General features: G+C 59.4%; 25 protein-coding genes and 1 pseudogene. 16 read left to right on the plus strand and 10 right to left on the minus strand.

Annotated elements, in window-relative coordinates; all coding sequences use genetic code 11:
- Positions 1 to 12: 12 nt before the first annotated feature.
- Complete coding sequence (locus AC0L8G_RS11405; RefSeq protein ID WP_473384319.1) at positions 13 to 489, minus strand: Lrp/AsnC family transcriptional regulator; 477 nt, start codon at positions 487 to 489, stop codon at positions 13 to 15.
- A gap of 155 nt (positions 490 to 644) precedes the next feature.
- Here AC0L8G_RS11405 and AC0L8G_RS11410 point away from each other — a divergent pair, with 155 nt between their 5' ends.
- From AC0L8G_RS11410 to AC0L8G_RS11420, 3 genes are read left to right on the plus strand one after another with little or no spacing between them, the layout of a single operon-like run.
- Positions 645 to 797, plus strand: coding sequence for a hypothetical protein (locus AC0L8G_RS11410; RefSeq protein WP_473388943.1), 153 nt, complete (start codon positions 645 to 647; stop codon positions 795 to 797).
- Positions 736 to 1,695 carry a Glu/Leu/Phe/Val dehydrogenase dimerization domain-containing protein gene (locus AC0L8G_RS11415; RefSeq protein WP_473384320.1) on the plus strand — a complete coding sequence of 320 codons (960 nt, stop codon included), beginning with the start codon at positions 736 to 738 and terminating at the stop codon, positions 1,693 to 1,695. Before AC0L8G_RS11410 ends, AC0L8G_RS11415 begins: the two co-directional genes overlap by 62 nt.
- A gap of 25 nt (positions 1,696 to 1,720) precedes the next feature.
- Entirely contained in the window at positions 1,721 to 2,908 is a 1,188-nt protein-coding gene (locus AC0L8G_RS11420) for a thiolase family protein (protein WP_473384321.1), read from the plus strand.
- Positions 2,909 to 2,917: 9 nt separating this feature from the next.
- On the opposite strand, the gene AC0L8G_RS11425 is transcribed toward AC0L8G_RS11420, so the two are convergent.
- The gene (locus AC0L8G_RS11425) at positions 2,918 to 3,808 is read right to left on the minus strand and encodes a TIM barrel protein (RefSeq protein ID WP_473384322.1); all 891 of its coding nucleotides are present in this window, start codon (positions 3,806 to 3,808) and stop codon (positions 2,918 to 2,920) included.
- Positions 3,809 to 3,929: 121 nt separating this feature from the next.
- Here AC0L8G_RS11425 and AC0L8G_RS11430 point away from each other — a divergent pair, with 121 nt between their 5' ends.
- A complete protein-coding gene (locus tag AC0L8G_RS11430) occupies positions 3,930 to 5,111 on the plus strand; it encodes an acyl-CoA dehydrogenase (RefSeq protein WP_473384323.1) in 1,182 nt (393 codons plus the stop codon).
- A 364-nt stretch (positions 5,112 to 5,475) separates the two neighbouring features.
- On the opposite strand, the gene AC0L8G_RS11435 is transcribed toward AC0L8G_RS11430, so the two are convergent.
- Positions 5,476 to 6,471: an NADPH:quinone oxidoreductase family protein gene (locus tag AC0L8G_RS11435; protein ID WP_473388856.1), complete on the minus strand. Its 996-nt coding sequence runs from the start codon at positions 6,469 to 6,471 to the stop codon at positions 5,476 to 5,478.
- Between the two features lie 97 nt (positions 6,472 to 6,568).
- On the opposite strand from AC0L8G_RS11435, the gene AC0L8G_RS11440 reads away from it, so the two are divergent.
- From AC0L8G_RS11440 to AC0L8G_RS11455, 4 genes are all read left to right on the plus strand, one after another.
- Positions 6,569 to 6,880, plus strand: coding sequence for a hypothetical protein (locus tag AC0L8G_RS11440; RefSeq protein WP_473384324.1), 312 nt, complete (start codon positions 6,569 to 6,571; stop codon positions 6,878 to 6,880).
- A 9-nt stretch (positions 6,881 to 6,889) separates the two neighbouring features.
- Positions 6,890 to 8,308, plus strand: coding sequence for a spinster family MFS transporter (locus tag AC0L8G_RS11445; protein ID WP_473384325.1), 1,419 nt, complete (start codon positions 6,890 to 6,892; stop codon positions 8,306 to 8,308).
- Entirely contained in the window at positions 8,305 to 8,808 is a 504-nt protein-coding gene (locus tag AC0L8G_RS11450; RefSeq protein WP_473384326.1) for a DUF1801 domain-containing protein, read from the plus strand. Before AC0L8G_RS11445 ends, AC0L8G_RS11450 begins: the two co-directional genes overlap by 4 nt.
- Before the next feature lie 265 nt (positions 8,809 to 9,073).
- The gene (locus tag AC0L8G_RS11455; RefSeq protein WP_473384327.1) at positions 9,074 to 9,529 is read left to right on the plus strand and encodes a hypothetical protein; all 456 of its coding nucleotides are present in this window, start codon (positions 9,074 to 9,076) and stop codon (positions 9,527 to 9,529) included.
- 17 nt (positions 9,530 to 9,546) lie between these two features.
- On the opposite strand, the gene AC0L8G_RS11460 is transcribed toward AC0L8G_RS11455, so the two are convergent.
- A complete protein-coding gene (locus AC0L8G_RS11460) occupies positions 9,547 to 10,383 on the minus strand; it encodes an SAM-dependent methyltransferase (RefSeq protein WP_473384328.1) in 837 nt (278 codons plus the stop codon).
- 6 nt (positions 10,384 to 10,389) lie between these two features.
- Entirely contained in the window at positions 10,390 to 11,223 is an 834-nt protein-coding gene (locus tag AC0L8G_RS11465) for a glycine/sarcosine N-methyltransferase (protein WP_473384329.1), read from the minus strand.
- Positions 11,224 to 11,508: 285 nt separating this feature from the next.
- Here AC0L8G_RS11465 and AC0L8G_RS11470 point away from each other — a divergent pair, with 285 nt between their 5' ends.
- The 4 genes from AC0L8G_RS11470 (at position 11,509) to AC0L8G_RS11485 (ending at position 15,028) form a co-directional block, all read left to right on the plus strand.
- A complete protein-coding gene (locus tag AC0L8G_RS11470) occupies positions 11,509 to 12,003 on the plus strand; it encodes a GNAT family N-acetyltransferase (protein WP_473384330.1) in 495 nt (164 codons plus the stop codon).
- 67 nt (positions 12,004 to 12,070) lie between these two features.
- A complete protein-coding gene (gene metG / locus AC0L8G_RS11475) occupies positions 12,071 to 13,777 on the plus strand; it encodes a methionine--tRNA ligase (protein ID WP_473384331.1) in 1,707 nt (568 codons plus the stop codon).
- A gap of 10 nt (positions 13,778 to 13,787) precedes the next feature.
- Positions 13,788 to 14,228, plus strand: a complete 441-nt coding sequence (locus AC0L8G_RS11480) for a nuclear transport factor 2 family protein (protein WP_473384332.1) — start codon at positions 13,788 to 13,790, stop codon at positions 14,226 to 14,228.
- Between the two features lie 11 nt (positions 14,229 to 14,239).
- Entirely contained in the window at positions 14,240 to 15,028 is a 789-nt protein-coding gene (locus AC0L8G_RS11485; protein WP_473384333.1) for an SDR family oxidoreductase, read from the plus strand.
- Between the two features lie 187 nt (positions 15,029 to 15,215).
- Here the strand turns inward: AC0L8G_RS11485 and AC0L8G_RS11490 are convergent, their stop codons facing one another.
- Positions 15,216 to 16,799: a M56 family metallopeptidase gene (locus tag AC0L8G_RS11490; RefSeq protein WP_473384334.1), complete on the minus strand. Its 1,584-nt coding sequence runs from the start codon at positions 16,797 to 16,799 to the stop codon at positions 15,216 to 15,218.
- Positions 16,786 to 17,163 carry a BlaI/MecI/CopY family transcriptional regulator gene (locus tag AC0L8G_RS11495; protein ID WP_473384335.1) on the minus strand — a complete coding sequence of 126 codons (378 nt, stop codon included), beginning with the start codon at positions 17,161 to 17,163 and terminating at the stop codon, positions 16,786 to 16,788. Before AC0L8G_RS11495 ends, AC0L8G_RS11490 begins: the two co-directional genes overlap by 14 nt.
- 274 nt (positions 17,164 to 17,437) lie before the next feature.
- Here AC0L8G_RS11495 and AC0L8G_RS11500 point away from each other — a divergent pair.
- Both AC0L8G_RS11500 and AC0L8G_RS11505 read left to right on the plus strand, forming a co-directional pair.
- A pseudogene (locus AC0L8G_RS11500) lies at positions 17,438 to 17,608 on the plus strand (SDR family NAD(P)-dependent oxidoreductase); the annotation flags it as partial.
- A gap of 106 nt (positions 17,609 to 17,714) precedes the next feature.
- The gene (locus AC0L8G_RS11505; protein ID WP_473384336.1) at positions 17,715 to 18,350 is read left to right on the plus strand and encodes an SDR family NAD(P)-dependent oxidoreductase; all 636 of its coding nucleotides are present in this window, start codon (positions 17,715 to 17,717) and stop codon (positions 18,348 to 18,350) included.
- A gap of 8 nt (positions 18,351 to 18,358) precedes the next feature.
- On the opposite strand, the gene AC0L8G_RS11510 is transcribed toward AC0L8G_RS11505, so the two are convergent.
- Positions 18,359 to 19,348 carry a VIT1/CCC1 transporter family protein gene (locus AC0L8G_RS11510; RefSeq protein ID WP_473384337.1) on the minus strand — a complete coding sequence of 330 codons (990 nt, stop codon included), beginning with the start codon at positions 19,346 to 19,348 and terminating at the stop codon, positions 18,359 to 18,361.
- A gap of 226 nt (positions 19,349 to 19,574) precedes the next feature.
- Here AC0L8G_RS11510 and AC0L8G_RS11515 point away from each other — a divergent pair, with 226 nt between their 5' ends.
- Entirely contained in the window at positions 19,575 to 20,951 is a 1,377-nt protein-coding gene (locus AC0L8G_RS11515) for an amidohydrolase (RefSeq protein ID WP_473384338.1), read from the plus strand.
- Positions 20,952 to 21,007: 56 nt separating this feature from the next.
- Here the strand turns inward: AC0L8G_RS11515 and AC0L8G_RS11520 are convergent, their stop codons facing one another.
- Entirely contained in the window at positions 21,008 to 23,665 is a 2,658-nt protein-coding gene (locus tag AC0L8G_RS11520) for a glycoside hydrolase family 3 protein (protein WP_473384339.1), read from the minus strand.
- A 29-nt stretch (positions 23,666 to 23,694) separates the two neighbouring features.
- Complete coding sequence (locus AC0L8G_RS11525) at positions 23,695 to 24,276, minus strand: hypothetical protein (RefSeq protein ID WP_473384340.1); 582 nt, start codon at positions 24,274 to 24,276, stop codon at positions 23,695 to 23,697.
- Positions 24,277 to 24,363: 87 nt separating this feature from the next.
- Here AC0L8G_RS11525 and AC0L8G_RS11530 point away from each other — a divergent pair, with 87 nt between their 5' ends.
- Positions 24,364 to 25,767 carry a carboxypeptidase-like regulatory domain-containing protein gene (locus AC0L8G_RS11530; RefSeq protein ID WP_473384341.1) on the plus strand — a complete coding sequence of 468 codons (1,404 nt, stop codon included), beginning with the start codon at positions 24,364 to 24,366 and terminating at the stop codon, positions 25,765 to 25,767.
- Positions 25,768 to 25,799 lie beyond the last annotated feature (32 nt).

The raw sequence follows: 25,799 nt of genomic DNA on the forward strand, positions 1-25,799 counted from the left end.
CCGCCCGGAAATCTAGCGGATAATCGATTGCGGCAAAGGCGTCACAACCTTGCGCGCAACCTCGCGCAGGGTGAAGCTTGATTCCACCGTTGCGATATTCGGCATACGGAGCATCGTTTCCGACAGGAAGGTTTCATAAGTCGCCAGCGACGGCACGACGACGCGGATGAAATAATCGAACTTGCCGGTGACGAGGTAACATTCCATCACCTCTTCACGGTTTTTGATCGCCGATTCAAATTCGCGCAGCGTCTTGTCGTCTTCGCGTTCGAGCTTCACCAGGATGATCACCGTGACATTGACGCCAAGCGCCTCACGATTGATTTCCGTGCGATAGCCTTTAATGATCCCCTCGGTCTCAAGCCGCCGCAGACGGCGCAGGCACGGGGTCGGCGACAGGCCTACCCGTTCCGCGAGCTCCGCATTGGTGATCCGCGCGTTTTCCTGAAGGTGTTTCAGGATCTTGTGGTCGATATGGTCGAGCTTCATATGTCTGCTTCCAATAACCCCGCCTGTATTTAGCATTATATGCTAAGCGTCAAGCGCGAAAGCCTTATATTTGACCGGAAGCGCTCCGGGAATACGGTTAAGAGAGGGCGCGTCAGGCATGGCGCGCGGCCATGGCGTATAGAGGAAAAGTTCCCATGAAGTCTGAGGTTTTGCCGGTAGAAGGCTGGCGTAAAGTTGTTCATTTCACCGACGAAACATCCGGCCTGAACGCTCTGATCGCGGTGCATGATCTCGACGCTCGGGCCGGGCTGCGGGGGTTGCCGGATTTATCCATATGCCAGTTTTGAGGCCGGTCTCGAAGACGTGAAAAACCTCTCACGGGGCATGACCTACAAAAACGCGCTGGGCGGCATCCCGTTTGGCGGCGGTAAGGCGGTGATTTTCGCCGATCCGAAAACCGAGAAGACGCCGGAGCTGCTCAAGGCTTTCGCCCGTGCGGTCGACAGCCTTGAAGGGCTCTATTACACCGCCGCGGATTCCGGCGTTGGCGACGCGGATCTGGAGCTGATGCGCACGGTCACGAAATACGCCGCCGGGGTGCAGACCGCGGGTATTGGCGGCAGCCCGTCGCCGCATACGGCGCGCGGCGTCTGGCGCGGCATGCAGGCGGCGGCAAAACATAAATTCGGCGCCGACAGCCTGAAGGGCCTGTCCGTCTCGATCCTCGGCGTCGGCGCGGTCGGCATGGATCTGGCGCGCCTCGTCCACGAAGAAGGCGGCAGGCTGGTTGTCGCCGATGTGAACGAGCAGGCGGTGAAGGAAGCGGTCGAGCGCTTTGGCGCCGAGACCGCGACGCCGGAAGATGCGCTGGGTGTCGATGTGGATATTTTCGCCCCTTGCGCGCTGGGCGGCGCCATCAATGAGACAACGCTGCCGCGCCTGAAAGCGAAAATCATCGCCGGCGCTGCGAACAACCAGCTTAAAACGCCGGAGATGGATCAGGCCCTGAAAGATCGCGGAATCTTGTATTGCCCCGACTATGTGATCAATGGCGCAGGCGTGATTTCCATCGGCCTTGAAATCACCAATACATGGACGACATCGGAAATGAACAAGCGCATCGACAATATTGGCGCGCTGCTCACCGACATTTTCAACCGCGCCGAAGCGGAAGACCTGCCCACCGGCGCGATCGCCGACAAGATGGCGCTGGAAGTGATTTCACGCGGCAAGAAAGCGGCTTAGGCCCGCTGCTTTAAAGGAGCATCCCATGACTGCATCCGATCCCGTCGTCATCGCCGGCATGGCGCGCACGCCCATCGGCAATTTTCAGGGCGCCTTCGCCACGGTGAAAGCGACGGAGCTTGGCTCGCGCGCCATCGAGGCGGCGCTGTCGCGCGGCGGCGTGAAGGCCGATGACGTGAACGAAGTGATGATGGGCTGCGTCTTGCCGGCGGGGCTCGGCCAGGCCCCGGCGCGGCAAGCCGCCATCGGCGCCGGCATTCCGGTTTCCGCAGGCGCAGTCACCGTCAACAAGGTCTGCGGCTCCGGCATGAAGACCGTGATGATGGCCCATGACGCCATCGCCGCCGGTTCGGTGTCGGTTGTTGTTGCAGGCGGCATGGAGTCGATGACCGGCGCGCCGCATCTGCTCCCCACGGGCCGCACGGGCATCAAGTTCGGCAACGGCCAGATCTTCGATCACATGGCCTATGACGGTCTGGAAGATCCCTACAACAACCACGCCTCCATGGGGATCTTCGCGGAGAAATGCGCCCGCGAATGGCAGTTCTCCCGCGAGGAGCAGGACGAATATTCCATGCGCTCGGTGACGCGCGCGCAAGGCGCAATCAAGTCCGGCAGCTTCAAAAACGAAATCGTCGCGGTTGAGGTTGCGGGCCGCAAGGGATCGGTCACGGTTTCCGATGACGAAAAACCCGGCCTTGTGGATGCGTCGAAAATCCCGTCGCTGCGGCCTGCCTTCGAGAAGGACGGCACGGTGACGGCGGGCTCGTCCTCGGCGATCTCTGACGGCGCGGCGGCGCTCATTGTCATGCGCCAGTCGGAAGCGCAAAAGCGCGGCGCCAAGCCCGTCGCGAAAATCGTCGGCCATGCAACGCATGCGCAAGAGCCGGAATGGTTTACGACAGCGCCCGTCGCCTCGATCAAGACGCTGCTCGACAAGGTTGGCTGGTCGGCGTCAGATGTTGATCTCTATGAGGTCAATGAAGCCTTCGCGGTTGTGCCCATGGCGGTGATGCGCGAGCTGAAAATTCCCGCCGAGAAAATGAACATCCATGGCGGCGGCCTCGCCCTTGGTCACCCCATCGGCGCTTCCGGCGCGCGGATCATCGTGACGCTGATCAACGCCCTGCAACAGACCGGCGGCAAAAAAGGCGTCGCCTCGCTTTGCATCGGCGGCGGCGAAGCGACCAGCGTGGCTGTCGAACTTATTTAAATCGGCGGCTTAAACATCCATGATGTCCATCGCCTGCGCGATCGCCTCTAACGGATCGCGTCCGGGCGAGGGGCGCCATTCATGGCTGACATAGCCGTCATAATCGCTCGCCGCGATGACTTCGGCGATATGGCGGTAGTTTAATTCCTGATCTTCGCCGATCTCCGCGCGCGACGGCACGCCCGCAACGTGAAAATGCGCGATGTGATGAATGGTTTCCTCAATGCGCCGCGTCACGTCGCCATCCATGATCTGCAAGTGATAAATATCGCAGGCGAGTTTCACATTGGGCGAGGCGACGCGCTCGATCACCTCGACGCCCCAGTCCCAATGATTGAACGCCATGTCGTCGCGTCCGAGACCGGTTGAACTTGCGCGGCGATCATTGACGTTCTCGACCACCATGATGACGCCGCGCGCTTCGAAATGTTCTTTGATGCGGTTCAGTAACTCAACGGCGTTGTCGGCGGCCTGTTTGTAGCTAAGCCCGCGCAACTGGCCGGACAGCGCGGCGACGATTTTCACGCCATGCTGCGCACATAGATCCGCCTGGGATTTCAGCGAGTGCACGATGGCGTCATGCACGCCCGGATGAATGACCCCGGTCAGAAGGTCCATCTCCTGGCCGCCGCCGACCAGCAGCATTTTGAGGCCATAACGGTCGAGGGTGGGCTTTGCATCAAAGGGCAGGAGGTCGAAGCCATGGGCGCCGAGCCTGGCCGCCTCCCGGCACATCTCGTCCAGCGTTAAACGATAGGCGCCGTCGCTATTCGTACCGAAGACGGAGCGCCAGAGCCCCTGCCTAATGCGTCCCTTGCGGATGGCGGGCTTCGCGCTTACGCCGGTCGCAGTCATGGCGCCCAGCGCCGCCGTTCCTGCAATAAACTCGCGTCTTTTCATGGCTGTTTGTTTATTTGCCCTGTTTCCGCGAAATCATACAGTGAATGCCCTTGGCTTGCACCTGTTACAGTGCTTAAGACGGGCCAAACCAAACTGAAGACTGAAATTACCGAGGATGCACATGGCTGACGCCAAACAAACCTTCGACTGGCAGGACCCGTTGTCGCTGGAGAGCCAGCTTTCCGATGAAGAGCGGATGATCCGCGATGCGGCGCGCGGCTATGCCCAGGACAAGCTGATGCCGCGGATTTTGATGGCCAATCGCGAAGAGCGCTTTGATGCTGAGATCATGAGTGAGCTTGGCGCGCAAGGCCTGCTCGGCGCGACCGTGGCGGAGGAATATGGCGGCGGCGGCGCCAGCCATGTGGCTTACGGCCTGATCGCCCGCGAGGTTGAGCGCGTCGACAGCGGTTACCGTTCCGCCATGTCGGTGCAGTCCTCGCTCGTCATGTATCCGATTGAAAGTTTCGGTACGGACGAACAGAAGCAAAAATATCTCCCCAAACTCGCCAGCGGCGAATGGGTCGGCTGCTTCGGCTTGACCGAACCCGATGGCGGCTCCGATCCCGGCGCTATGCGCACGCGTGCGGAAAAAGTATCCGGCGGCTACAAGCTCAATGGCGCGAAAATGTGGATCACCAATTCGCCCATCGCCGATCTTGCGATTGTCTGGGCGAAGCTCGACGGCGATATTCGCGGCTTCATCGTCGAGCGCGGCGTCAAGGGATTTTCAACGCCGAAGATCGAAGGCAAACTATCGCTCCGTGCTTCCGTCACCGGCGAGATCGCGCTGGATGACGCGCTCGTGCCGGAAGAGGCGCTGCTGCCGAATGTGAAAGGCCTGCGCGGTCCGTTCTCCTGTCTCAACAAGGCGCGCTACGGCATTTCATGGGGCGCCATGGGCGCGGCGGAATATTGCTGGATGGCGGCGCGCGATTACGCCATGGAGCGCGTGGTGTTCGGCAAGCCAATCGCGGCGACGCAATTGGTGCAGAAAAAACTCGCCGACATGCAAACCGAAATCGCGCTCGGGCTGCAGGGCGCGCTGGCGCTCGGGCGGCTGCTCGATGCGGGCGCTTATGTTCCCGAAGCGATCTCGCTGATGAAGCGCAACAATTGCGGCAAGGCGCTCGACATTGCGCGGCTCGCCCGCGACGTCCATGGCGGCAACGGCATCTCGGACGAATATCACGTCCTGCGCCACGCGGTGAATCTGGAAACCGTCAACACCTATGAAGGCACCCACGACATCCACGCCCTCATCCTCGGGCGCGCCATGACCGGCATCCAGGCGTTTCAGTAGCGAAAAAGATCGGCGCGGCGGCGCCGGTCGGTCCAACTTAAGGTGGTCCTAACCGACGCCTCGCGCCGTCCAGAGGGCGTTTCCTCGCTGGCCGTTTCCTCCCGGGGACGGCGCATCCACGTTTCGGCCCCGGCTTCGGTAGGGGCCGCCGCAGTTCTCTCCCGCATCCCGGTGCGCTCCTCTAGCATGAGTGTCGCGCGAGGTCATTTTGCGGTTGCGAAGAGAACCGACGAACTCTCTGGACTTGCGAGGCGTTTTCGGTTGCCGGATGTGGAAATTTTCGATCTTTGTCCGGAAAGACACAGTGTAGAGGGCGAGATTATCTCGCCCTCATGGATGATCCTGCCGAACGCCTAAAAATGGTCTAATCGACCGTCAGCACGACTTTGCCCATCACCTTGCGGTTCGCGATCAGCTCAAGGGCTTTCGCGGCGTCCGCCAGCGGGATGGTCTCGGTCACGCGGGGGCGGATCTTGCCTTGCTCGTAAAAGGAGAACATCTCCTTGATATGGTCGAGGTTCCTCGCGGGGTCGCGCATGGTGAAGGCGCCCCAGAACACGCCGACAATCTGGCACGACTTCAACAGCGTCAGATTGAGCGGAAGCTTGGGGATGCCCGCCGGGAAACCGACAACGAGGAAGCGTCCTTCCCAGGCGAGCGCGCGCACCGCCGGTTCCGCATAGTCGCCGCCAACCGCGTCATAGACCACATTGGCGCCTTCGCCGCCGCAGAGCTTCTTGATCTCGCCCGACAGCGCTTTTTGCGAGTCGCGATCAAGCTCGCGCGGATAGATCAGCGTTTCATCGGCGCCGAGCTCCTTGCAGAACGCCGCCTTGTCTTCCGACGACACCCCCGCAACGACTTTCGCGCCAAAGGCCTTGCCCAGTTCAATCGCCGCCGCGCCGACGCCGCCCGCTGCGCCGAGGATAAATAACGACTCGCCGGGCTGGATTTTCGCACGATCCTTCAGCGCGTAATGCGACGTGCCATAGGTGAGCATGAAGGCGGCGGCTTCATCAAAGGGCATGGCGTCGGGAATTTTATGCACGCCTGCCGCATTGGCGACGAAATGCGTGGCGTAGCCGCCATTGACCCCGCCCGCGAGCACGCGGTCGCCGGGTGCGAAACCGGAGACGCCGTCGCCCACAGCGTCCACGACGCCCGCCACTTCGCCGCCGGGGGCGAAAGGGCGGGGCGGCTTGAACTGATAAAGGTCGCGAATGATCAGCGTGTCGGGAAAATTGACGCCGGCCGCCTTGACCGCGATGCGGACTTGTCCCGGTCCCGGTTCAGGCGTCGCCAGCTCCGTCAATTTGAGGGTTTCCGGCCCGCCGGGCTCGTGGCTCATCATCGCCTTCATCATCTTGCTACCCTTCGTTCTTGCGCTTGAAGGCGATCTTACGCATTGTTGCGGTTAACATAAATGACCAATAACAGGTCTATGGGAGGGCCGCCGGATGATCAGATTACTTTTTGCAGCGCTGGCTGCGTCGATGATTGCAGGATGTGCGACCGCCGCGCGCTATACGTTGCAGGATCGTTTTCGCGCCATCGGACTTCCCGACGGAGTCTCCGACTGCATGGTCGACGAACTGGATGAGCGTCTTTCCAGTGAGGATCTTCAGGACCTTGCGAAATACACAGTGCGTCTGTCGCGCGCCGATTCCACCATGGCGGCGATCCGTTCCCTGATGACGATTGACAATCCGCGCGCGGTCACGGCGATCGGCGCTTCCGGCGTTGTCTGCGTAACCGGCCTGCGGTTGTAGGCCCGGCGCGTGAAAGGCGACACAGCGGTTACAGCCCCCGAACAATCAGCAAAAAACGGGTATAAATATTATGTCCTGTTTTTGCTCACCTGCGTTTACACGTTTAATTTCGTCGATCGGCAGATCATCGGGATTCTTTCTCCCGCGATCAAAGCCGATCTCGGTCTTGCGGATTGGCAGCTAGGCGTCCTTAAAGGATTTGCCTTCGCGGTGCTTTACACCACGCTCGGCATTCCCATCGCCCGGCTCGCAGATCGCGCCAATCGTGTGACGATCATTTCAGTCGCGCTGGCGCTCTGGTCAGGGTTCACCGCGTTGTCCGGCCTTTGTCAGAATTTTGTTCAGCTCGCCTTGGCGCGTGTTGGCGTCGGCGTCGGTGAAGCAGGGGGCTCGCCCCCGGCGCATTCGCTCATTTCAGATTATTTCCCGAAAGAAAAACGCGCTGGCGCGCTGGCGATATACGCCATGGGCATTCCCATCGGCGTCGCCTTCGCGTTTCTTGGCGGCGGCTGGCTGACGCAAGCATTCTCCTGGCGCGTTGCATTCGTCGTTGTGGGCCTGCCGGGCATATTGCTCGCGATTTTGCTCAAATTCACCGTTCGCGAGCCCAAGCGCGGCGCGTTTGACGACGGCAAAAGCACGGACAGTTTCAAGACGCTGAAAATTGAAGCGCCTATCGGCGTTTTCGAAAAGTTCGTGCATTCAATATGTGCGATATTGCCGAAATCCGCGCGCGTCGTTGTCTTCGCGGAAATCGCCACGGTCTGGCGCGCGGCCAAGCACTTGCTTGCGATCCCGACCTATCGCGCCATTGTTTTCGGCACGGCGGCGATTTCCTTTTCGAGCTATGCGAATGGCGGCTGGATCGTGGATTTTTATTCACGCTCTCACTCCGACTTCAGCCTGCTGACGGTGCTGTTCGCGCTGGGCCTGATTTCGGGAACGGCCTATGCGCTGGGCACGTTTCTCGGCGGATACATCGTCGATAAGCTGGCCGCGAAGGACAAGCGCATGTACGGCTTCGTCCCGGCGATTGCGCTGTTCATCAATGCGCCATTGTTTTTGATTTCGCTGTGGCATCCCGATCCGGTTGTCTCGCTGCTGTTCCAAATTCCGGTGCAACTCGCGATCGGCTTTTATCTCGGGCCGGCTTTTGCGCTGGCGCAGACGCTGGCGCCGGTCTCCGTGCGGGCGCTTTCGACTGCCGTGTTCTTTTTCATTCTCAACATGATCGCGCTTGGCTTTGGGCCGACTTCCGCGGGCGTTTTGTCGAGCCTGCTGACGGACTCCCTGGGCGGCGAGCTGGCGCTGCGATGGTCCTTGTCCATCGTTTCAATCGGCGGCGTGATTGGCGCCTATTTGTTCTATCTTGCCGGCAAGCGGCTTCCCGCTGACTGGGAAAAAGCGACGGGAGAGAAAGTGACGTGACTGCGCGGCGCAAGGCGGCAGGCAAGAAACTGAAACCCGGCGCGACTCTTTCGTCTAAGACATCGGCGAAAACGCCGGCGAAAAAAGCCACGGTGAAAACCAAGCCGACAGCGGTCAGCGTCAGCGCCTTCATCAACGCGGTTGAAAATGAAACCCGCCGCAAGGACGCCAAAACCCTTCTCGCCATGATGAAAAAAATCACGGGCGAGAAGGCGAAAATGTGGGGTCCGTCGATCATTGGCTTTGGCGAGTACCACTATAAATATGACAGCGGGCGCGAAGGCGACATGCTTGCGGTCGGGTTTTCGCCGCGCAAGGCGAATATGGTTTTGTATGTCCTTGGCTCGCTTGGCGATGACGAGCCGCTGCTCAAAAAACTCGGGCCTTATAAAAACGGCAAGAGCTGTCTCTATGTGAATGCGCTCGACAAGGTGGATCTTGCGGTCCTCGAAAAGATCGTCGCGAAATCCTACAAGGCGACCAAGGCCAAATGGTCTTGACGCGCCTTCATTCCTTTTACGCGAAATCAGCGCCGGTCACTTCGCCTTAAAGGCGTAAGCGGCGCAAATTCACGCGAACAATCTGCAAATTCAGTGTCGGCGATCACAGCGCCAAAACGCCATGCGCGTAACTTCAAGCCATCGAAGTTCACAAAGGCGTGCGCCAAGTTCCGGCCCCAATTCGGCCACGTCCTGTACGCTTTTTGGGGTGAATGATTACAAATCGGAGAAGTTGTTCCGAAGCGTGGAACCGGGAGAGTTTAAAATGGCACTAGCAATTAAAAGCGCGGGACCGCGCTATGATGTGAGACCAGCCAGTGAAAACCGCGGCCTGTATGGCGGTCCGATAACCGGTCTCGCCTGCATGCTGAAAGACGCAGCGCAAGGCGCAGGGGCGGGCTTTTTGTCCCTCACCGGCGCAACCTCCATCGCCAGCGGCCAGCCGCTGACGGCGACAGGTGATTTCGGTCTCTTAGGCGCAGTGTTTCCGTCGCTCGCTTCCAGCGGCCTTACCGGGCCGTTGCAGTTGGTCGGCGGAATCATCCTGTTTCTGGCGGCGCGGCGCACAATTTCGCGCACCACGGGATTGCTGGCTTTCGTTGCGTTTCTTGCGGCTTACGCCAATGGCTATACGGTCGTCGATATTCTGAGCGCAACGTCAGACCTTCTCGACAGTGCGGCGGGCGCGTTGGAAACCATACCGGTCGCCGAAACCGCATAGAAGCGCGGCGCGATGCGTCAGACTTTTTCGAAGTGCAGCACGCCCCAGGCGAGATAGCCGTTGTCTGCGCCATCGACCCAGTCCTTCAGGCCGACAAGCATGCGGTCAATATAGTCGGGTGAAATCTCGCCTTCGAGATTTCCCCGCTGCCGCTCAAGCTCCTGACCGACGCGCGCATAATGCGTGCGCAGTTGACCGGTGAAATCCTCAACAGCGATTTCGCGAAAACCCCGCTGCAGCAATTCCCGCCGGTAAAACCCGATCGACGCCAGACTGCTGAGATGGATGCGGTCATAAATCGACTGGAGCAGGGACGTATCGTGCAGTTCATCCGACTGCATCGGGTCGGTGAAGATGAATTCCCCGCCCGCCTTCAAAACGCGCGAGACCTCGCTCAACACCCTGGCCCGGTCGGCGGCGTGCAGGATCGCATCCTGCGACCAGACAATATCGAACTCCGCGTCGCCTGCCGGAATGTCGTCAAACGAGCCCTCGATAATCGTCAGCTTGTCATCAAGGCCCTGTTCAGCCGTCAGCAAGCGGTTGCGGTCATTTTCCACCTTGGAAAGATTGAGACAGGTGACATGGGCGCCGAACTCTTTGGCGAGGACGCGCGCGCCGCCGCCATAGCCGGAGCCAATGTCGAGCACGCGGGCGCCGGGACGAAGGTTTTTCAACCGTTTCGCCATGTACAACACGGTGCGCCGGCTGGCGTCCTTGATCGAGCCCGCGCCGTCGTAAAGGCCGATATGAATATCTTCGCCGCCCCAAATGGCCGCGTAAAAATTATCCGCGTCTTCGCTGTCGTAATAATTGCGGGCGATGTCGGTGATGTTCTGGGCTGACTGGCTCATGGCTCTCTATTCTATGTAAGCTTTTTCCGCGATGTGGACGAGAAAGTCCGGCTCGTGATCGTCAAAGGTTTCCTGAAAGTCGCCATAGGTGTTGACGCGCTGAAACCCGACTTCCTTCATCAGATTGCGCATATAGGCTTTGCGCAGCGGAAACATGTTCAGATGATAGGTTGAGCCGTCCGGGAAAGTGTAACGGAAGCGCGCGAGAGAATTGTCCACATGCTCCGGCTCCGCCGTCACCTGTTCGCCGCAATAATAATATTTGTGCTTGCTGTCGAAGCCGACATCGAGAATGGCGTCGTAATTGCGCTGATCCAGAATCAGGATGCCGTCATGTTTCAGCGCGGCGTAAAATTCCGCGAGCGCGCGGCGTCTGTCTTCTTCTTTGAACAGATGCGTGAAGGAATTGCCGAGACAGATAATGGCGTCGAATTTGCCGTGAATATCGCGGTTCAGCCAACGCCAATCCGCATGGGCGGTCTTCAGCATCAAATTGCGCTGGCGCGCATTTTCAAAGGCTTTTGTCAGCATCTCCGCAGAGCCGTCGACGCTGGTGACGTCAAACCCCGCTTTGAGCAATTGAACAGAATGAAAGCCCGTGCCGGCGGCGACATCCAGCACAGTTTTCTTTCCGCGCGCTTTAAGCATGTCGATAAAGAACTGGCCTTCGCTTTCCGCGCGCGCATCCCAGTCGATCAACTGATCCCATTTGTCGACAAAGCCGTGAATATACTCCGCCTGGTAATGATCGGTCTCGCGCACGTCGATCGGGTTGTCGCCGAAATCCTGGGTTGACGCATTACTGTCTCGTTCGGCGGTAATTTGTTGGTCTGAAGGCATAAATCTCTCTCCGCTTTAGCCACAACATTTCCGACCCGCGGAATTGCATGTCGCAAAACGGCGCAGTTCGTGTCACGATTTTTGATTGCGGCGGCACCCTAACGCGATGTATCGGCGATTTGAACCGTAAAGCGGAAATTTCTTAGATATATTTTATTTGGCGCGTTTTGTGACGCATTTTAAACATCAGTATAAGGATAAATGGGTGCGCCGGCGAAATAGGACAATGGTGGTGCTTTCGGTGACAGGCGTTAAGATGGCGATTTTCTTGAGCAGGTGAAGTTAGTGACTGAGTTGAATGTGCTACCGCAGGTTGAATCGGACTGGCCGGAAGTCTGGTCCGTTCTCGAGCCCGCTTTCCGCGCCGGCGAGTCCTATCCGCTGCCGCGAGACGTCACCGAAGCGTCTGCGAAACGCTATTGGCTCAAAACCGACGGTTTCAATGCGGTTGCGCGCGATGCGGCGGGCGCCCTTGTGGGCGTCTATTATTTGCGTCCGGATCAAGGCGGGCCGGGCGATCACATTTGCAATGCGGGTTACGTGATTTCTCCCGATGCGCGGGGCAAGGGATACGCCGTCGCCCTTTGCCTTGAATCCCAAAAACGCGCCCGGGCCATGGGCTTTCGCGGCATGAAGTACAATCTCGTGGTGGCGACCAACGCCGCCGCCATCAAAGCCTGGAAAAAAGCCGGGCTGGAGATTATCGGCACTATTCCCGGCGCCTTCCGCCATCCGACCCGGGGCTTTGTGGACGCCCATGTGATGTACAGGGCCCTGTAACCCGCTTGCTTGTGGACCCGACCCGCATCCCGCTATAGACCGTGGTCAACTCAAGGAAAGTCCCCGCATGGCCCGCATTCTGATCACCTCGGCGCTCCCATATATCAATGGAATCAAGCACTTGGGAAACCTTGTGGGCTCCATGCTGCCGGCCGATGTTTATGCCCGGTTCAAGCGCCAGCAGGGCGTCGAGACGCTTTTCATCTGCGCCACCGATGAGCATGGCACGCCGGCGGAACTGGCCGCCCGCGCCGCCGGGCAGGATGTCGCCGATTATTGCCGCGAGCAGCACGAGATCCAGAAGGCGGCGGGGGAGAAATTCGGGCTCTCCTTCGACCATTTCGGGCGGTCCTCCAATGCGCCGAATCACCGCCTGACCCAGCATTTCGCCCATGTGCTGGAGCAAAAGGGCCTGATCGACGAGCGCACCGACAAGCAGGTCTATTCGATCGATGATGCGCGTTTCCTGCCCGACCGCTATGTCGAGGGCACATGCCCCCATTGCGGACATGAAAAGGCGCGCGGCGATCAATGCGACAATTGCGGAAACCTGCTTGATCCGATTGAACTGATTGATCCGTATTCGGCGATTTCCGGCTCCAAGAATGTGGAAGTGCGCGAGACCAAGCATCTCTATTTGCTGCAATCGAAAATGCAGGACCGCATCGCCGACTGGGTCGCGTCGAAACCGGACTGGCCGCAATTGACGAAATCCATCGCCGGCAAATGGCTGAAAGAAGGTCTGCGCGATCGTTCGATCACCCGCGATCTCAAATGGGGCATTCCCGTCGCTTATGACGGCAAGGCGCGCCCCGGTTTTGAGAACAAGGTTTTCTATGTCTGGTTCGATGCGCCGATTGAATATATCGCGGCGACCGAAGAATGGGCGCAGGCGACCGGGCGCGACTGGGAGAGCTGGTGGCGCACCGACAAAGGCGCGGATGATGTCAGTTATGTTGAATTCATGGGCAAGGACAATGTCGCCTTCCATGCGGTGAGCTTCCCGGCGACGATCCTCGGTTCTGAAGAGCCGTGGAAGACCGTCGACGCATTGAAGTCATTGAACTGGCTCACCTGGTATGGCGGAAAATTCTCCACCAGCGAAAATCGCGGCATTTTTATGGATCAGGCGCTGGATCTTCTGCCTGCGGATTATTGGCGCTGGCATTTGATGGCGAATGCGCCGGAATCCGACGACGCCTCCTTCACGCTTGAGCATTTCGCAGGCGTCGTGAACAAGGACCTCGCCGATGTGCTCGGCAATTTTGTCAATCGCATCACCCGTTTTTGCAGCGCGCGCTTCAGCGAAGAAGTGCCGTCCGAAGGCGCTTATGGCGAGGCGGAAGCGGCGCTTGAAAAAGAGCTCGATGCGAAGATCAAGTCATACACGGCCAATCTCGAGCAGATGGAATTCCGCAAGGCCTTCGCCGATTTGCGCGGCATTTGGGTTGCGGGGAATGAATATCTGCAAATCGCCGCGCCGTGGACCGCGATCAAGCAGGACCGCGAGAAGGCGGCCGCTTCCGTGCGCTGCGGGCTTAATCTGATCGCGCTGTTCGCTGTGCTGTCGCGTCCGGTCATTCCGTTCACGGCGGATAAGATGTTTGCTATATTCGGCCTTGACCCGGACGACGCCTCGTGCTGGCCGGGATCGGCGGGCGAAGCGCTGTCGCGGTTCAAGGGCGGCGAGCCATTTACGCCGGCGGATGTGCTCTTCGCCAAGATCGAGGACGATCAGGTGGCGGCGTGGCGTGAACAATTCGGTGCGGAGTAGGCGGAGAAAGATGCGGGTAATCGGTTTCCTCTTCGCGGCGCTTTTCCTCGTCGCTTGTTCGCCGGATGCGGAACGTCACGCGCCGGAGATGGCGTCGGGAGATAATGTTGAAATCGTCAACGGATTGATGGCGGCGTTCAACGCCCACGACGCCGATAAAATGCGCAGCTATTGGACATCGGATGTGACCTGGATCGAGCTTTCCGGACAGCAGGCGAGCGTCGTCACATCCTCCGCTGCGCAACTGCACACCGAACTGATCGCCTATTTCGAAGCCTATCCATCCGTCTCATCGAGCCTTGAGCATATTTCGGTGAACGGCAATTTCGTCACCGCCGTCGAACGCCCGGTCTGGGAAGAAGGCGGCGAACGCAAAAGCCAGGCCTCCGTCGTTGTGTATGAAATCATTGACGGCAAGGTGAAACGCTTCTGGTATTACCCTCCACAATAGGAGAGTCCCCCATGATGAAAGACTTATTCTCGCTCGAAGGGCGCGTGGCGCTGGTCACCGGCGGCTCGCGCGGCATCGGCAAGATGATCGCGCAGGGCTTTCTGGAGCAGGGCGCCAAGGTCTATATCACCGCGCGAAAGGCCCCCGCTTGCGATCAGGCGGCGGAAGAGCTTTCGCAATTCGGAACCTGCGTATCGCTGCCCCACGACCTTTCAAGCGTCGCCGGATGCGAAGCGCTGGCCGCGGAACTCGCGACCCACGAAACCAAACTCGACATACTGGTGAACAATGCGGGCGCCGCATGGGGCGCGGAATTTGCCGACTATCCCGAAAGCGGCTGGGACAAGACCATGGACCTCAATGTGAAGTCCTTGTTCTTCATGACCCAGAAGGTCTACGGCTTGATGAAACCGGCCGCCAGCGCCGAGCGTCCCGGCAAGGTGATCAACATCGCCTCCATTGACGGTATCAAGATCAATCCGTGGGAAACCTATGCGTATCAAGCGTCGAAGGCGGCGGTCATTCATTTGACCCGGCGCATGGCGGCGCACCTGGTCAACGACAATATCTGCGTTTCGGGAATCGCGCCGGGCGCCTTTGCCTCCGAGATGAACAAGGCGGCGAAAGACCATGGCGATGCGGTCGCGAATATGATTCCCGCCAAGCGCATCGGCAAGCCGACCGACATGGCCGGCGCCGCGGTGTTTCTAGCCTCGCGCGCAGGAGACTATGTGGTCGGCGACACGCTCGCGGTCGATGGCGGCGTCGCCTATTCCCATATCGGACAAGCCTGGGGCTAAGCGGCCAGGCGGCGGCGCCGGGCGGACAAACAAAAAAGGCGCAGCGATGTCACCCGCTGCGCCTTTTCGATTCAGTTGGCGAAGGACTATTTCTTCTTCGCTTCTTTCTCGGCTTTTTTCAGCTCTTGTTTCATCTTGGCGATATGCGCTTCGCGGCGTTCCGCCTCTATCTTGGCTTGCTTTTCCATCATGGTGATCGCCTTGCGAAGGGCTTCGGCGCGCCGTTCAGGATCGGCGTCTTCACCGTCGAGACAGATGATGTCGTGCGTGATGGTCTTGCTGGTTTCATCGCCATCTTCGTCTTTCCACTCGAACACCGCGACTTCGCCATCGACGCCGGTGCAGCCGGCTTCATGCATGGGGTGCATAGGCGGTATTGGATGCATGACATTGCCGTCTTTGTCAGCGCGAACGACCATGACGCGGCGTTCAACGCCGGGAGGCGTCGGGGGAGCGGAATGTCTGAACCGTCCGCGTAGAAGACGACATCATGGTCGAGACCGGATTCTCCGATTTTGATGTCCTGTACTTCGCCGTCTTTCTTGATCACGGTGATCGACGAAAAGGGCATCTCCGCATCGGGGCCGTAAACATTTTCGGAGATCAGTTTTCCTTTTTCGTCATAGAGCCGAACGGTGCGTTCGCCATTCTCATCTTTGATGTCGACTTTGCCGACGCCTTTGACGCCTTCAATTTCGATCTTCTCGCCCTTGTCGGCATGGATGATGGTGCGGCTGACAGACTTGCTGGTGACGACACGGGTTTCCTTTTTCTCCGGTTGTTCGTCAGCAAACCCATAAGACGCGGTCGCGGCGAGGCTCGCGGCGGTGAAGGCGCCGACAGCGGCGGCGCCTGCGAGCAGGCGAAGGCGGCTTTTCTTGGGGGATTTCAACAGCATCAATCTTTCCTTTACTGGGTGCGCGAGGGCGAGGCCGTAGGCCGGGGTTTTGGCGCCTGTACGGACGGATTTCACGATCGCGGCTGCGTAATCGCCGGCGGCGTGACCGCCCGCGTCGCAGCGTGCGAGAACATAGGCGTCGCAGGCGGCTTCCTGATCGGTGCGGAAGGCGCGCAGAGAGATATAGGCTAGCGGGTTCGGCCATTGCAGCGCCTGCAAGGCGAAGGCTGCAAAGGTCGCCGCCATGTCGCCGCGCGCCACATGGGCGATTTCATGGGCGAGGGCGAGGCGCTGTTCGCAATCGGTGTAATTGCGCTCAAACCCTTCCGGCAGAAAAACCACGGGGCGCAAAAGCCCGATGACGCAGGGACCGGACTCATCGTCCTTGCTGATGCGCAACAAGGGCGCGCGGCGCAGGCCAAGAGCGCGGGCGATTGTCCGCCCCATCTCGGCGACCGCCGGGGAGACCGGTTCGGAACTCGCCATGCGTTCGCGTGAATAGCGGTTTTGCGCCTCGAGTTTCAGGCTGAACCAGGCGAAGGCGATGGTCGCCCACAAAATCAACGCCACGGCGGCGGCAAGCGAGGCCCAGTCGAAGGCCGGCGCCGCGTTGGTCATGGCGACATTTGCGGTTTCCCAGACGATGGCCGGGTCAACCGCAACGGCGACGGGGGCGGGCGCCGCCGCCGGGGCGGGCAGCAGCTTCAGTTCCGGCAGGAACAGCCGCACCACCGGCGCCAGCCACAAGGCATAGGCTGCGCGCGCGCCGAACGCCCTGGTGAAGGGCTTTCGAATAATCAGCACAAGGAGAACCAGGATGCTGACCGCAAAAGAGGTTTCCGCGATCCAGCGGACAAGATCAATGACTGTCACGTTTCAACTCCTTGAGAAGCGTTTCAAGTTCGTGAAGGTCGTTCTGGGAAAGCCCGTCGCCTTCCGCCAGATGCGCGACAAGCGGCGCCGCGCGGCCGCCGAAAAGTTGTTCCGCCAGTTTTTTGGTGGCGCCGCGCGCATAGGAGTCGCGGGTGACTTTCGGGCGATAAAGAAAGCGCCGGCCGTCCGGCTCATGACTGATGGCGTCTTTCTCGACCAGGCGAGACAACAGCGTCTTGACGGTTTTCAAACTCCAGCCGGTCTCGCTTGCAAGCTTTTCGGCGACATCGGTGGCGGCCATCGGGCTTTCACCCCACAACACATCCATAATCTGAAACTCGGCTTTGGTGATCTGGCTGGTCATCCGGCGCTATGGCTCCCTTCGTCGACTACAAATGTAGGCTACACATAGACTACAAATGTAGTCAAGGCGCCGTGCGACGAACCGAGTGTCGCCCACGAGAAAGCGACGCAAGGGTCTGGAGGCGGGTGGCGCTTGCTGGCGGCGCGCCCTAAGGTCCGCCGCTGCGGGGAGATTAACCTTATTATGTTGCGTCCAAGGAGTCTTTCCAATGCCTGCCGAGAACCAGATCCCCCTCAAAACCGGCTTTGGGCCGACCACCACTGCCGCCGAGGTGATGAAGGGCGTGGAAGTCGCCGGCAAGACGGCGGTCGTGACGGGCGGTTCTTCCGGTCTTGGTCTGGAGCTTGTGAAGGCGCTGACAGCGGCGGGCGCGGAAGTTATTGTTCCGGCGCGCAATCGGGCGAAAGCAAATGAAGCGTTGGCCTCCGCGGGCGTCGCCGCGGCGGTTGTCGAAATGGATCTCGCCAATCTGACCAGCGTCTATGAATGCGCGGCGGAAATCGGCGATTCTGCATACGGCGATCCATCTGCTCTTCAACAATGCGGGGATTATGGCTTGTCCGGAAACCCGGATCGGGCCGGGCTGGGAAAAGCAGTTTGCGGTCAACCATGTGGGTCACTTCGTGTTGACGCGCGAATTGATGCCTTATCTCCTGAACGCCAATGGCGCGCGCGTCGTCACCACGGCCTCGGTCGCCCATAAGCGATCCAAAATCCGCTGGGACGACATGCATTTCATGCAGGAGCCCTATGACAAATGGGTCGCCTATGCGCAGTCGAAGACCGCCAATGCGTTGTTCGCGCTTGAGGTGAACAATCGGCGCAGCAAGGATGGCGTGCAGTCTTTCTCCGTGCATCCCGGTGCGGTGATGACGCCGATTCAGCGGCATCTTGAACGCAATGAGTTACAGGCGATGGGGTGGGTCACCGAGACTGGCGCGCTTACGGAAGAGGCGCGGAAATTTGTCAAAACGCCGGAGCAGGGCGCGGCGACCTTGCTCTGGGCCGCGACAAGTCCGTTGCTGAAAGATCGCGGCGGCGAATATTGCGAAGATTGCGACATCGCCGCGATGTCTACGCCGGATGCGCCGCGCTGGCGCAACGCCGCATCCTGGATCGTCGATAATGACGATGCGGCGCGTCTTTGGGCGGAGACCGAAGCGATGGTGCTTTCCGCAAAAGCTTAAAACACGCGTCAGCCCATCGCCACGCCAAACAAGCTGCCGATGAAATAAGTGGCGCCGCCCGCGATTGCGCCGATCACCGCCATGCGGGCGCCGCCAGCCAGCGCGCTCTTGCCTGAGAACAAGCTTAGCATTGCGCCAATGGCGAACAGGCTGATCCCCGCAAGGCCCGCCGCGACCGGCACCGCATTGGCGCCGGCGCCGAAGAAGAACGGCGTTAGGGGAATGATCGCCCCGCCGGTGAAAGCGGTGAAAGACGACAAGGCGGCGCCGACCGGTGAGCCGAGATTATCCGGATCAAGGCCCAGCTCCTCGCGCGTCAGCGCATCCAGCGCGGCTTCGGGATCTTTGATCAGGTCGTTGGCGATCATCCGCGCATCTTCCAAAGGCAAGCCGCGGGCGTGATAGATTAGCGCCAATTCCTCGGCTTCTTCTTCCGGATAAAGCTCCAGCTCTTCGCGCTCTTGCCCGATCTGGTGCTCATACATTTCACGCTGCGAGCGCACGGAGACATATTCGCCGGCCGCCATGGAAAATGCGCCGGCGAGGAGGCCCGCAATGCCGGTCAGCACGACTGCATCGGGGGCGAGGGCGGCGCCGGAAACCCCCATCACCAGCGACGTATTGGAGATCAGGCCGTCATTCACGCCGAACACGGCTGCGCGCAGTGTTCCGCCGCTGCTGCCGTGACGTTTGCCGATCGCTTCCACATCGGTCGGCATGGGATGGCCCGGCCGCAATGCTGGTCCGGAATAAAACGAAACGCCCCTGACTTTGGTCGCGGCGAGAATGGCGCGCATGCGTCGCGGGCCGGCCATGGCGATCAGGCGTTTGATCAGGCGGGCGCGAAGCGACGGCTGGAATGCTGGCGCGCCGCCCATTTCCTTGGCGATGATCTCCGCTTGCTCCTCGGCGGCTTCGGCCATGTTCTCAAACAGCTTCTTGCCCGCAGGCGTGCCCTCAGACATTGCGACGGCGCGGGCGAGAAACGCTGCGGTCATTTCCGAGCGCCAGCGGTCAGGGAGAGAGTTGGATGACATATTGCGGTTCCGGCTTCGGGCTAGGCGTTTTCAACGAATGGGCTAGACTGCCGGCGCAAGTGCGGGCGTTAAAGGCAATCTCCGACTGTTTGAGAGAATCGCCAAACAGATGCTAGGCGTGGCTTTCGCTAAGGCTGGCTGTGTCGCCCGCTCGCTGAGTTGAAACCGTAATAGACCTGAGGATTACATGAAAAAACTGTTGCTTGCCGCCGCTGGCTCCCTTGCCCTCGCCAGCGCCGCGTCCGCTGATGAGCTGGCCGACGCCGTCGCTCAGGATTACGGCTATGTTTTCAACCTTTACAAGCACTTCCACCAAAATCCGGAGCTGTCCCTTAAAGAGAGCGAGAGCGCCAAACGGATGATGTCAGAGCTTGAAGGGCTGGGCTTCACTGTGACTGCCGGGGTTGGCGACAAATGGACCAAAGCCAAAGCCAAGGCGGACGCCGGCGAGGTCTTTGAAGGCGTCGGCGGCTATGGCTTTGTGGCGGTGCTGGAAAATGGCGAAGGGCCCACCGTCATGTTGCGCGCTGACATGGACGCGCTGCCGCTGGAGGAGAAAACCGGCCTGCCTTACGCCTCGAAAGTCGTCGCCACGGACTATCTCGGTCAGGAAGCGCCGGTGATGCATGCCTGCGCCCATGACAGCCACATGGCGATCATGATCGGCACGGCGCGCCGGCTGGCGGCGATGAAGGATCAATGGGCCGGCACGCTGATGATCATTGGTCAGCCTGCGGAGGAAGTGGGGCTTGGCGCGCTGGCGATAATCGAAGACGGGTTGTTCAAAAAGTTTCCGAAACCTGACTACATTCTGGCGACCCACACATCCGGCTGGGATGCGGCGGGCGACGTCACCTATACGCCGGGTTGGGCGCTCGCCAATGTGGACAGCGTCGACATCATCATTCACGGCATCGGCGCCCATGGCTCCGCGCCGCAAATGGGTAAGGACCCGATTGTCATCGGCGCGCAAATCGTCAATGCGCTGCAGACCCTGGTCAGCCGCGAGATTGACCCGCAATCGGCGGGCGTTGTTACCGTTGGCGCATTTCAGTCAGGCTATAAGCACAACATCATCCCGGATCAGGCGCATCTGCAATTGACGGTGCGCTCCTATGAAGACGGCGTGCGCGATAAACTGCTTTCCGGCATTAAGCGGATCGCCATTGCTCAGGCGCGCTCGGCCGGCCTGCCGGAAGACCTCATGCCGGAAGTGCATATTGAAAGCGACGCGACACCCGCGACCTATAATGACGAGGATATGACCAAGCGCGTCATGGGCGCGATCGCCGAAAGCGTCGGCGCGGAACGCGTCTACGCCCGTCCGCCAAGCATGGGCGGGGAGGATTTTTCCCGCTTTGGCCGCACGACAGACGATATTCCGACGGTGATTTTCTGGACCGGGGCGCAGGACGCCAAAGCGCTGAAAGATGCAGCGGAAGGCAAGGCCCCGCCGCCGCCGTCAAATCATTCGCCGTTCTTTGCACCGCAAGCAGAGCCCGCCCTCAAAACAGGCGTTCAGGCGATGACTGTTGGCGCGCTGGAATTGTTCGACAAGAATTAATTTGAAAAAACGGGCGCCGTGTTGAAAGACGGCGCCCGTTTTTTATAGTCCGCAAATTATTTCGGCAGCTTCGCCGAAGAGGTGATGCGCAATGTCGTTGCGCCGCCCGGCGGGACATCGAGACCTTCACGGCCGACCGGCTGTCCGCCGCCGACCCAGATATCCACATCGCCTTTGCGAATCCGCCGGTCGCCATTCTTCTTGACGGTGGAGAGCGCCCGGTCCTTCAAGGTGAAGGATACGGTTTTGGTCTCGCCTGCCTTGAGATGGATGCGTTCAAAGCCCTGCAGGGCGCGGATCGGCGCCGGCGAGACGTTTTTGTGCGTCACATAAAGCTGCACCACTTCGTCGCTGTCCATGTCGCCGGTATTGGTCACATCGACGGAAACGACGACTTCTTCATTCGCCTTGATGCTGGCGGCTGAAAGTTGCGGTTCGCCATAGTCAAAGCTGGTGTAGCTCAACCCGTAGCCGAACGGATACAGCACATCGCCTTCGAAATACCGATAGGTGCGGCCTTCCATTGTGTAGTCGGAAAAGCCCGGCAGTTTGTCGACGGAGTGGTAGAAGGTGACCGGCAGTCTGCCGGCGGGGCTGTAATCGCCGGCGATCAGGCCTGCGACCGCGTCGCCGCCTTGTCCGCCGGGATACCAGGCCTCGACAATCGCCGGGATGTTTTTATCCGCCCAGTTCACCGCCAGCGCCGAACCGTTCATCAGCACCAGCACGATGGGCTTGCCGGTTTCATGAATGGCTTTCAATTGTGAAAGCTGCGGCTCGGGCAGGCCGATGCTGGTGCGGTCGCCGCCGGCGAAACCGGCTGCGGCGATCCTCATTTCTTCGCCTTCGACCCGCGCGGTGAGGCCGCCGACAAAGATCACCAGATCTGCGTCGCGCGCGGCGGCAAGCGCGGGCTCGCGGCTTTCGCTCGGCAAGCTCCAGACCAGTTGCTGGTCGCCGCGCAATCCGCGCTGGAAGCCCTCGACGCGGATCGGATAGATGCGCCCGCCTTCCAGTTCGATCGCGCCGGAAGCGATGGACGGCGCATCGCCGACGCCCCATTCATCGACAACAGCCGTGTCGCCGATATAGACGCGATAGCCATTCTGGCTGGCGAAGCGGAAGCGGTACTCACCGGATTCCGGCGCCTTCAGATAGCCGGTCCAGCGCGCAGAGGTGTGCAGTTCGGGAATGAACCACTCAAACGCCGCATTCGGCTCAATGCCGGAAGAGACCGGCTCGCCCTGCAATTGTTCATTATCGAAATGCTCGGCTTTGAGGCCTTTGCGGCGGCAATCCTTGTCCTGGCACAGCACATTGTCCGGCACTTTGGTTTCCGCCGGGCCGATAAGACCCGTACCCTGAACATATTTTATTTCGGAGTCCGCGAAGCGCTTGCGCACGCCTTCGAGCACGGTCACCGGATGGGTCGGCGTGCCGTAATAATTGCCGATCAGCGCATCGAGGCTGTCCGCATTCGGGCCGATCACGGCGATTTTCGCCGGCGCTTCCTTGAGCGGCAGCAAGCCGTCATTCTTCAGCAGCACCATCGACTTTTCCGCGACCTTTTCCGCATAGGCGCGATGTTCCGGCGTGTCATTATCCGCAGGCGTCACATCCTTATACGCCGCTTCCGGCGCCACTTCGAAAAGGCCGAGCCGGATGCGTGCCGTAAACAAGCGCACCAGCGCGCGGTCGAGCACTGACTGCGCGAGCATGCCGCTTTGCGTGGCGGCGACGATATGCTCCGCCTCCATGCTCCAATTATTGCGGTAGTCGCCGCAGATCAGGTCCATGCCCGCCGTGAAGGCGACGGTGACGCCTTCTTCGCCGGTATCCACATAGTTGAGGCTGTCTTCGCGATAGACATTCGCCGCGCCGCCGCAATCGGACAGCACATAGCCTTTAAAGCCCCAATCGTCGCGCAGACGCGTTTGCATCAGGTCTTCGCTGGCGCAAGCGGGAACGCCGTCAACCGCGTTATAGGCGCACATGATCGCCGCGACGCCGCCATCGACAACCGCATCCCGGAAGGCGGGGAGGTAGGTGTCTTCGAGATCATACGCAGACGGATAAACATCCTCGCGGTGACGGTTGGATTCCGGTCCAGAGTGCACCGCGTAATGTTTCGCTGTCGCGTTGACCCATGGATGCTCCGGGTCGTCGCCCTGCAAACTCTTGATGAAAGAGATCGCGATCTGTCCGGTCAGATACGGGTCTTCGCCATAGGTCTCCTGTCCGCGGCCCCAGCGCGGGTCGCGGAAGATGTTGATGTTGGGCGACCAAACGGTCAGGCCCTGATAGCGCAGGGAGCCGCCATGTTCATCGAGCACTTCGGCGCGTTTGGCGCGGAATTCAGTGCGGATGATTTCGCCCATCTCTTCGATGGTTGTTCTGTCCCAGCTCGCAGCGAGACCGATGGCTTGGGGGAAGACGGTTGCAAAACCCGCGCGCGCAACGCCGTGCAGGCCTTCGTTCCACCACTCATAAGCGGGAACGCCAAGGCGCTCGATGCGCGGCGCGTCATTGCCGACCTGGCGCGCTTTTTCTTCAAGCGTCATGCGCGAGACAAGGTCGGCGGCGCGTTCCTGCGGCGTCAGCGAAGTGTCCAGATATGGCTTTTCGTGGTCATCCGCATAAGCGCCGGATCCGGCGGCCAATATCCCGGCCATCGCCGTCATGGCGAATAACGCAGTTCTCACTCGAGTCGTCATAGTGTCTTTCCTCCCTCGCCCTGCAGCCATCAAGCCGGGGCGTTATTGTTATCGCTAACAGACCCCAGTGCGGGAGGATTTTCAAGGGGCGGAGGACAAAAATCGAACGGCTCGCATGCAATCTGTACTGCAACAAGTGCGCTAAAGTACTGAATATTGCCGTTCGTCGCGTCGATGTTATAATTTAATTCTACGATCATTGAAGGTTGGCATACGCTCACGGGGAAAGCGTGATGACGAATCTGCGTATCGTTTTTCTGGCGCTGGTCGCAATCTATGCGGCCTATGCAGGCTGGTTGCACCACCAAAACCAAATTTACACCGACTTTCTCAATGCGGAAGCGGAAGGGCGTCATGAACGCGCCGTGGCGCTGGGCGGGCGGCTTCTCACTCAACTGGATGCTGATGACGAGGCGAGACCCGCCGATTACGCGACATTTACGATCCGCGTGGCTGATCAGGCGCGCGCTTCCGGCGATTTGGCTAAAGCGCGAGGCATGTACGCAGATGCGTACAATATTCTGTCCTTGGATCATTCGCGCGTTGATGCGTGGCGCGATGCTTATGATGAAAAAGAGTTGGAGCCCGAGGATCTCGACTGGGAGGATCATGATTTCGATTATTATGATGACGCCGAGCGCTTTCAGTCCGATGGCGTTGCGCCAGACGATTCGGTTCGGCTCGCGTCGCTGCGCGCTGTGGTCGAAATCGATTTTGAGGCGGGGCGTCTGAGCGAACAGGCAGGCGGTGACGAACCATTATTGTGCCGCGACGGATCCGGCGAGCCCGGCGAAAACTATGTTTTCGATTATGCGTTGTCCGAGATGCGCGCTCTGCAGGCCAAAGCAGGCGACACAGAGGCGGCTTTGAGTGCGGGTGAGGAAATGATACGCGCGCGCATATCTGTCCTTGCGCCAATTCTAGATCAATTGCTCCCAGTTTTCGCGGCTGACGAGGCGCTGGATGGTGATGCAGTCATCAAGCTTTCGAGTTCGCTCGGATGCAAGGTGCGTTCCGATAGGGAGCTCGCGACATTCATTGTTGATCATTTGTTGTCCTTTGCACGCGAAAGCAAAGGAAGCCCGCTCGCAGTGGAAATATACGACCTGCTTTCATCGCGATTTAGCAACATGGTAGGCGTCGAAACATTTATTCCGTTATGGGAAAATGTAGATCCTTATTATTTCGAAGTGAATTACGGACGTATCATCGCCGCATCGCCAGAACTTGATATTGAAAAGGCGCTGGCGGCCTATGACCGTGCAGAACGCATCAGCGCGAGTGATGACGGGTGGGAAGGGAGCGGTGAGCGAACTCATATAATCGACAAAGCCATTTTGTTTGATCGGCTCGGCGAACGCGAAAAGGCGCATGGCTTATTGATAAGCGCCGCAACGGGTTATCTTGCGGAAGCTTACGAGGCAGCAGAGTGGGAATCTCCGCAAGCCAGACTGTCTGCGATTGAGGATGATTTTTACGGTGTAATCATAGAAGTTATAGGCGAATTCTTTTTTGAGCGCGAATTCGCTATTCCATTTGCATCGGGGTGGATGAAGGCGGCGGAAGCGCGCGCGGACCTCTTCGATCAATTCTGTCGCGCGTTGTTTGTGGAAGAGGAAGGTTTTCGTGCGCGCTGTGTGGAGAGCGTTTCGGACACGGTTTACACTCTCGAGGAAGAACTGCCGATATTTGATCGCGATTTCGCTGAAGTGAAGGCGGCGCCCCCAATCATTCGCAATCCGGCGAAGGTCGCCTCCTTCAGTCAGGTGGCGCAACAAGATATTTGGCGCATACAGGCTTCTTCGGAATCGCAAGCGGGAAGTGCATCTGTTGTTCTAGGGGTGCTGACGGGCGTTGTTGTATCCGAGGAGAGCGGCGCGCCTGTTGCTAATGCTGAAGTCTTCGCGGTAAACGCCGCAACCGGAAAGGTATATCGCACCGCGACGGACGATAATGGCCGTTTTGAACTAACGGGTTTGCCGCTCAATGGCGAATATTCGATAAGCATCTCCGCAGCAGAGTTCACGCCCACGATGATTGAGGGTGTCAGAGATCACGCCGGGGGAAGCAACGAACATTCAATTCACCTTGAGCCGCATTGAAGACAGTTCGGATGTCATAGTCGTCACCGGCG

The organism is Hyphococcus sp. D3-15 (assembly GCF_055809375.1).

Excerpts from the sequence above, each read along its gene's own strand:
- metG (WP_473384331.1), top strand. The coding sequence starts at position 12,071 with ATGGCCCGCATTCTGATCACCTCGGCGCTCCCATATATCAATGGAATC.
- AC0L8G_RS11525 (WP_473384340.1), bottom strand. The coding sequence starts at position 24,276 with ATGATCCTCCCAGTCGAGATCCTCGGGCTCCAACTCTTTTTCATCATA.
- AC0L8G_RS11515 (WP_473384338.1), top strand. The coding sequence starts at position 19,575 with ATGAAAAAACTGTTGCTTGCCGCCGCTGGCTCCCTTGCCCTCGCCAGC.
- AC0L8G_RS11440 (WP_473384324.1), top strand. The coding sequence starts at position 6,569 with ATGATCAGATTACTTTTTGCAGCGCTGGCTGCGTCGATGATTGCAGGA.
- AC0L8G_RS11415 (WP_473384320.1), top strand. The coding sequence starts at position 736 with ATGATCTCGACGCTCGGGCCGGGCTGCGGGGGTTGCCGGATTTATCCA.
- AC0L8G_RS11405 (WP_473384319.1), bottom strand. The coding sequence starts at position 489 with ATGAAGCTCGACCATATCGACCACAAGATCCTGAAACACCTTCAGGAA.
- AC0L8G_RS11510 (WP_473384337.1), bottom strand. The coding sequence starts at position 19,348 with ATGACCGCAGCGTTTCTCGCCCGCGCCGTCGCAATGTCTGAGGGCACG.
- AC0L8G_RS11465 (WP_473384329.1), bottom strand. The coding sequence starts at position 11,223 with ATGCCTTCAGACCAACAAATTACCGCCGAACGAGACAGTAATGCGTCA.
- AC0L8G_RS11460 (WP_473384328.1), bottom strand. The coding sequence starts at position 10,383 with ATGAGCCAGTCAGCCCAGAACATCACCGACATCGCCCGCAATTATTAC.
- AC0L8G_RS11485 (WP_473384333.1), top strand. The coding sequence starts at position 14,240 with ATGATGAAAGACTTATTCTCGCTCGAAGGGCGCGTGGCGCTGGTCACC.
- AC0L8G_RS11425 (WP_473384322.1), bottom strand. The coding sequence starts at position 3,808 with ATGAAAAGACGCGAGTTTATTGCAGGAACGGCGGCGCTGGGCGCCATG.
- AC0L8G_RS11520 (WP_473384339.1), bottom strand. The coding sequence starts at position 23,665 with ATGACGACTCGAGTGAGAACTGCGTTATTCGCCATGACGGCGATGGCC.
- AC0L8G_RS11420 (WP_473384321.1), top strand. The coding sequence starts at position 1,721 with ATGACTGCATCCGATCCCGTCGTCATCGCCGGCATGGCGCGCACGCCC.
- AC0L8G_RS11505 (WP_473384336.1), top strand. The coding sequence starts at position 17,715 with ATGGCTTGTCCGGAAACCCGGATCGGGCCGGGCTGGGAAAAGCAGTTT.
- AC0L8G_RS11455 (WP_473384327.1), top strand. The coding sequence starts at position 9,074 with ATGGCACTAGCAATTAAAAGCGCGGGACCGCGCTATGATGTGAGACCA.
- AC0L8G_RS11430 (WP_473384323.1), top strand. The coding sequence starts at position 3,930 with ATGGCTGACGCCAAACAAACCTTCGACTGGCAGGACCCGTTGTCGCTG.
- AC0L8G_RS11495 (WP_473384335.1), bottom strand. The coding sequence starts at position 17,163 with ATGACCAGCCAGATCACCAAAGCCGAGTTTCAGATTATGGATGTGTTG.
- AC0L8G_RS11480 (WP_473384332.1), top strand. The coding sequence starts at position 13,788 with ATGCGGGTAATCGGTTTCCTCTTCGCGGCGCTTTTCCTCGTCGCTTGT.
- AC0L8G_RS11410 (WP_473388943.1), top strand. The coding sequence starts at position 645 with ATGAAGTCTGAGGTTTTGCCGGTAGAAGGCTGGCGTAAAGTTGTTCAT.
- AC0L8G_RS11435 (WP_473388856.1), bottom strand. The coding sequence starts at position 6,471 with ATGAAGGCGATGATGAGCCACGAGCCCGGCGGGCCGGAAACCCTCAAA.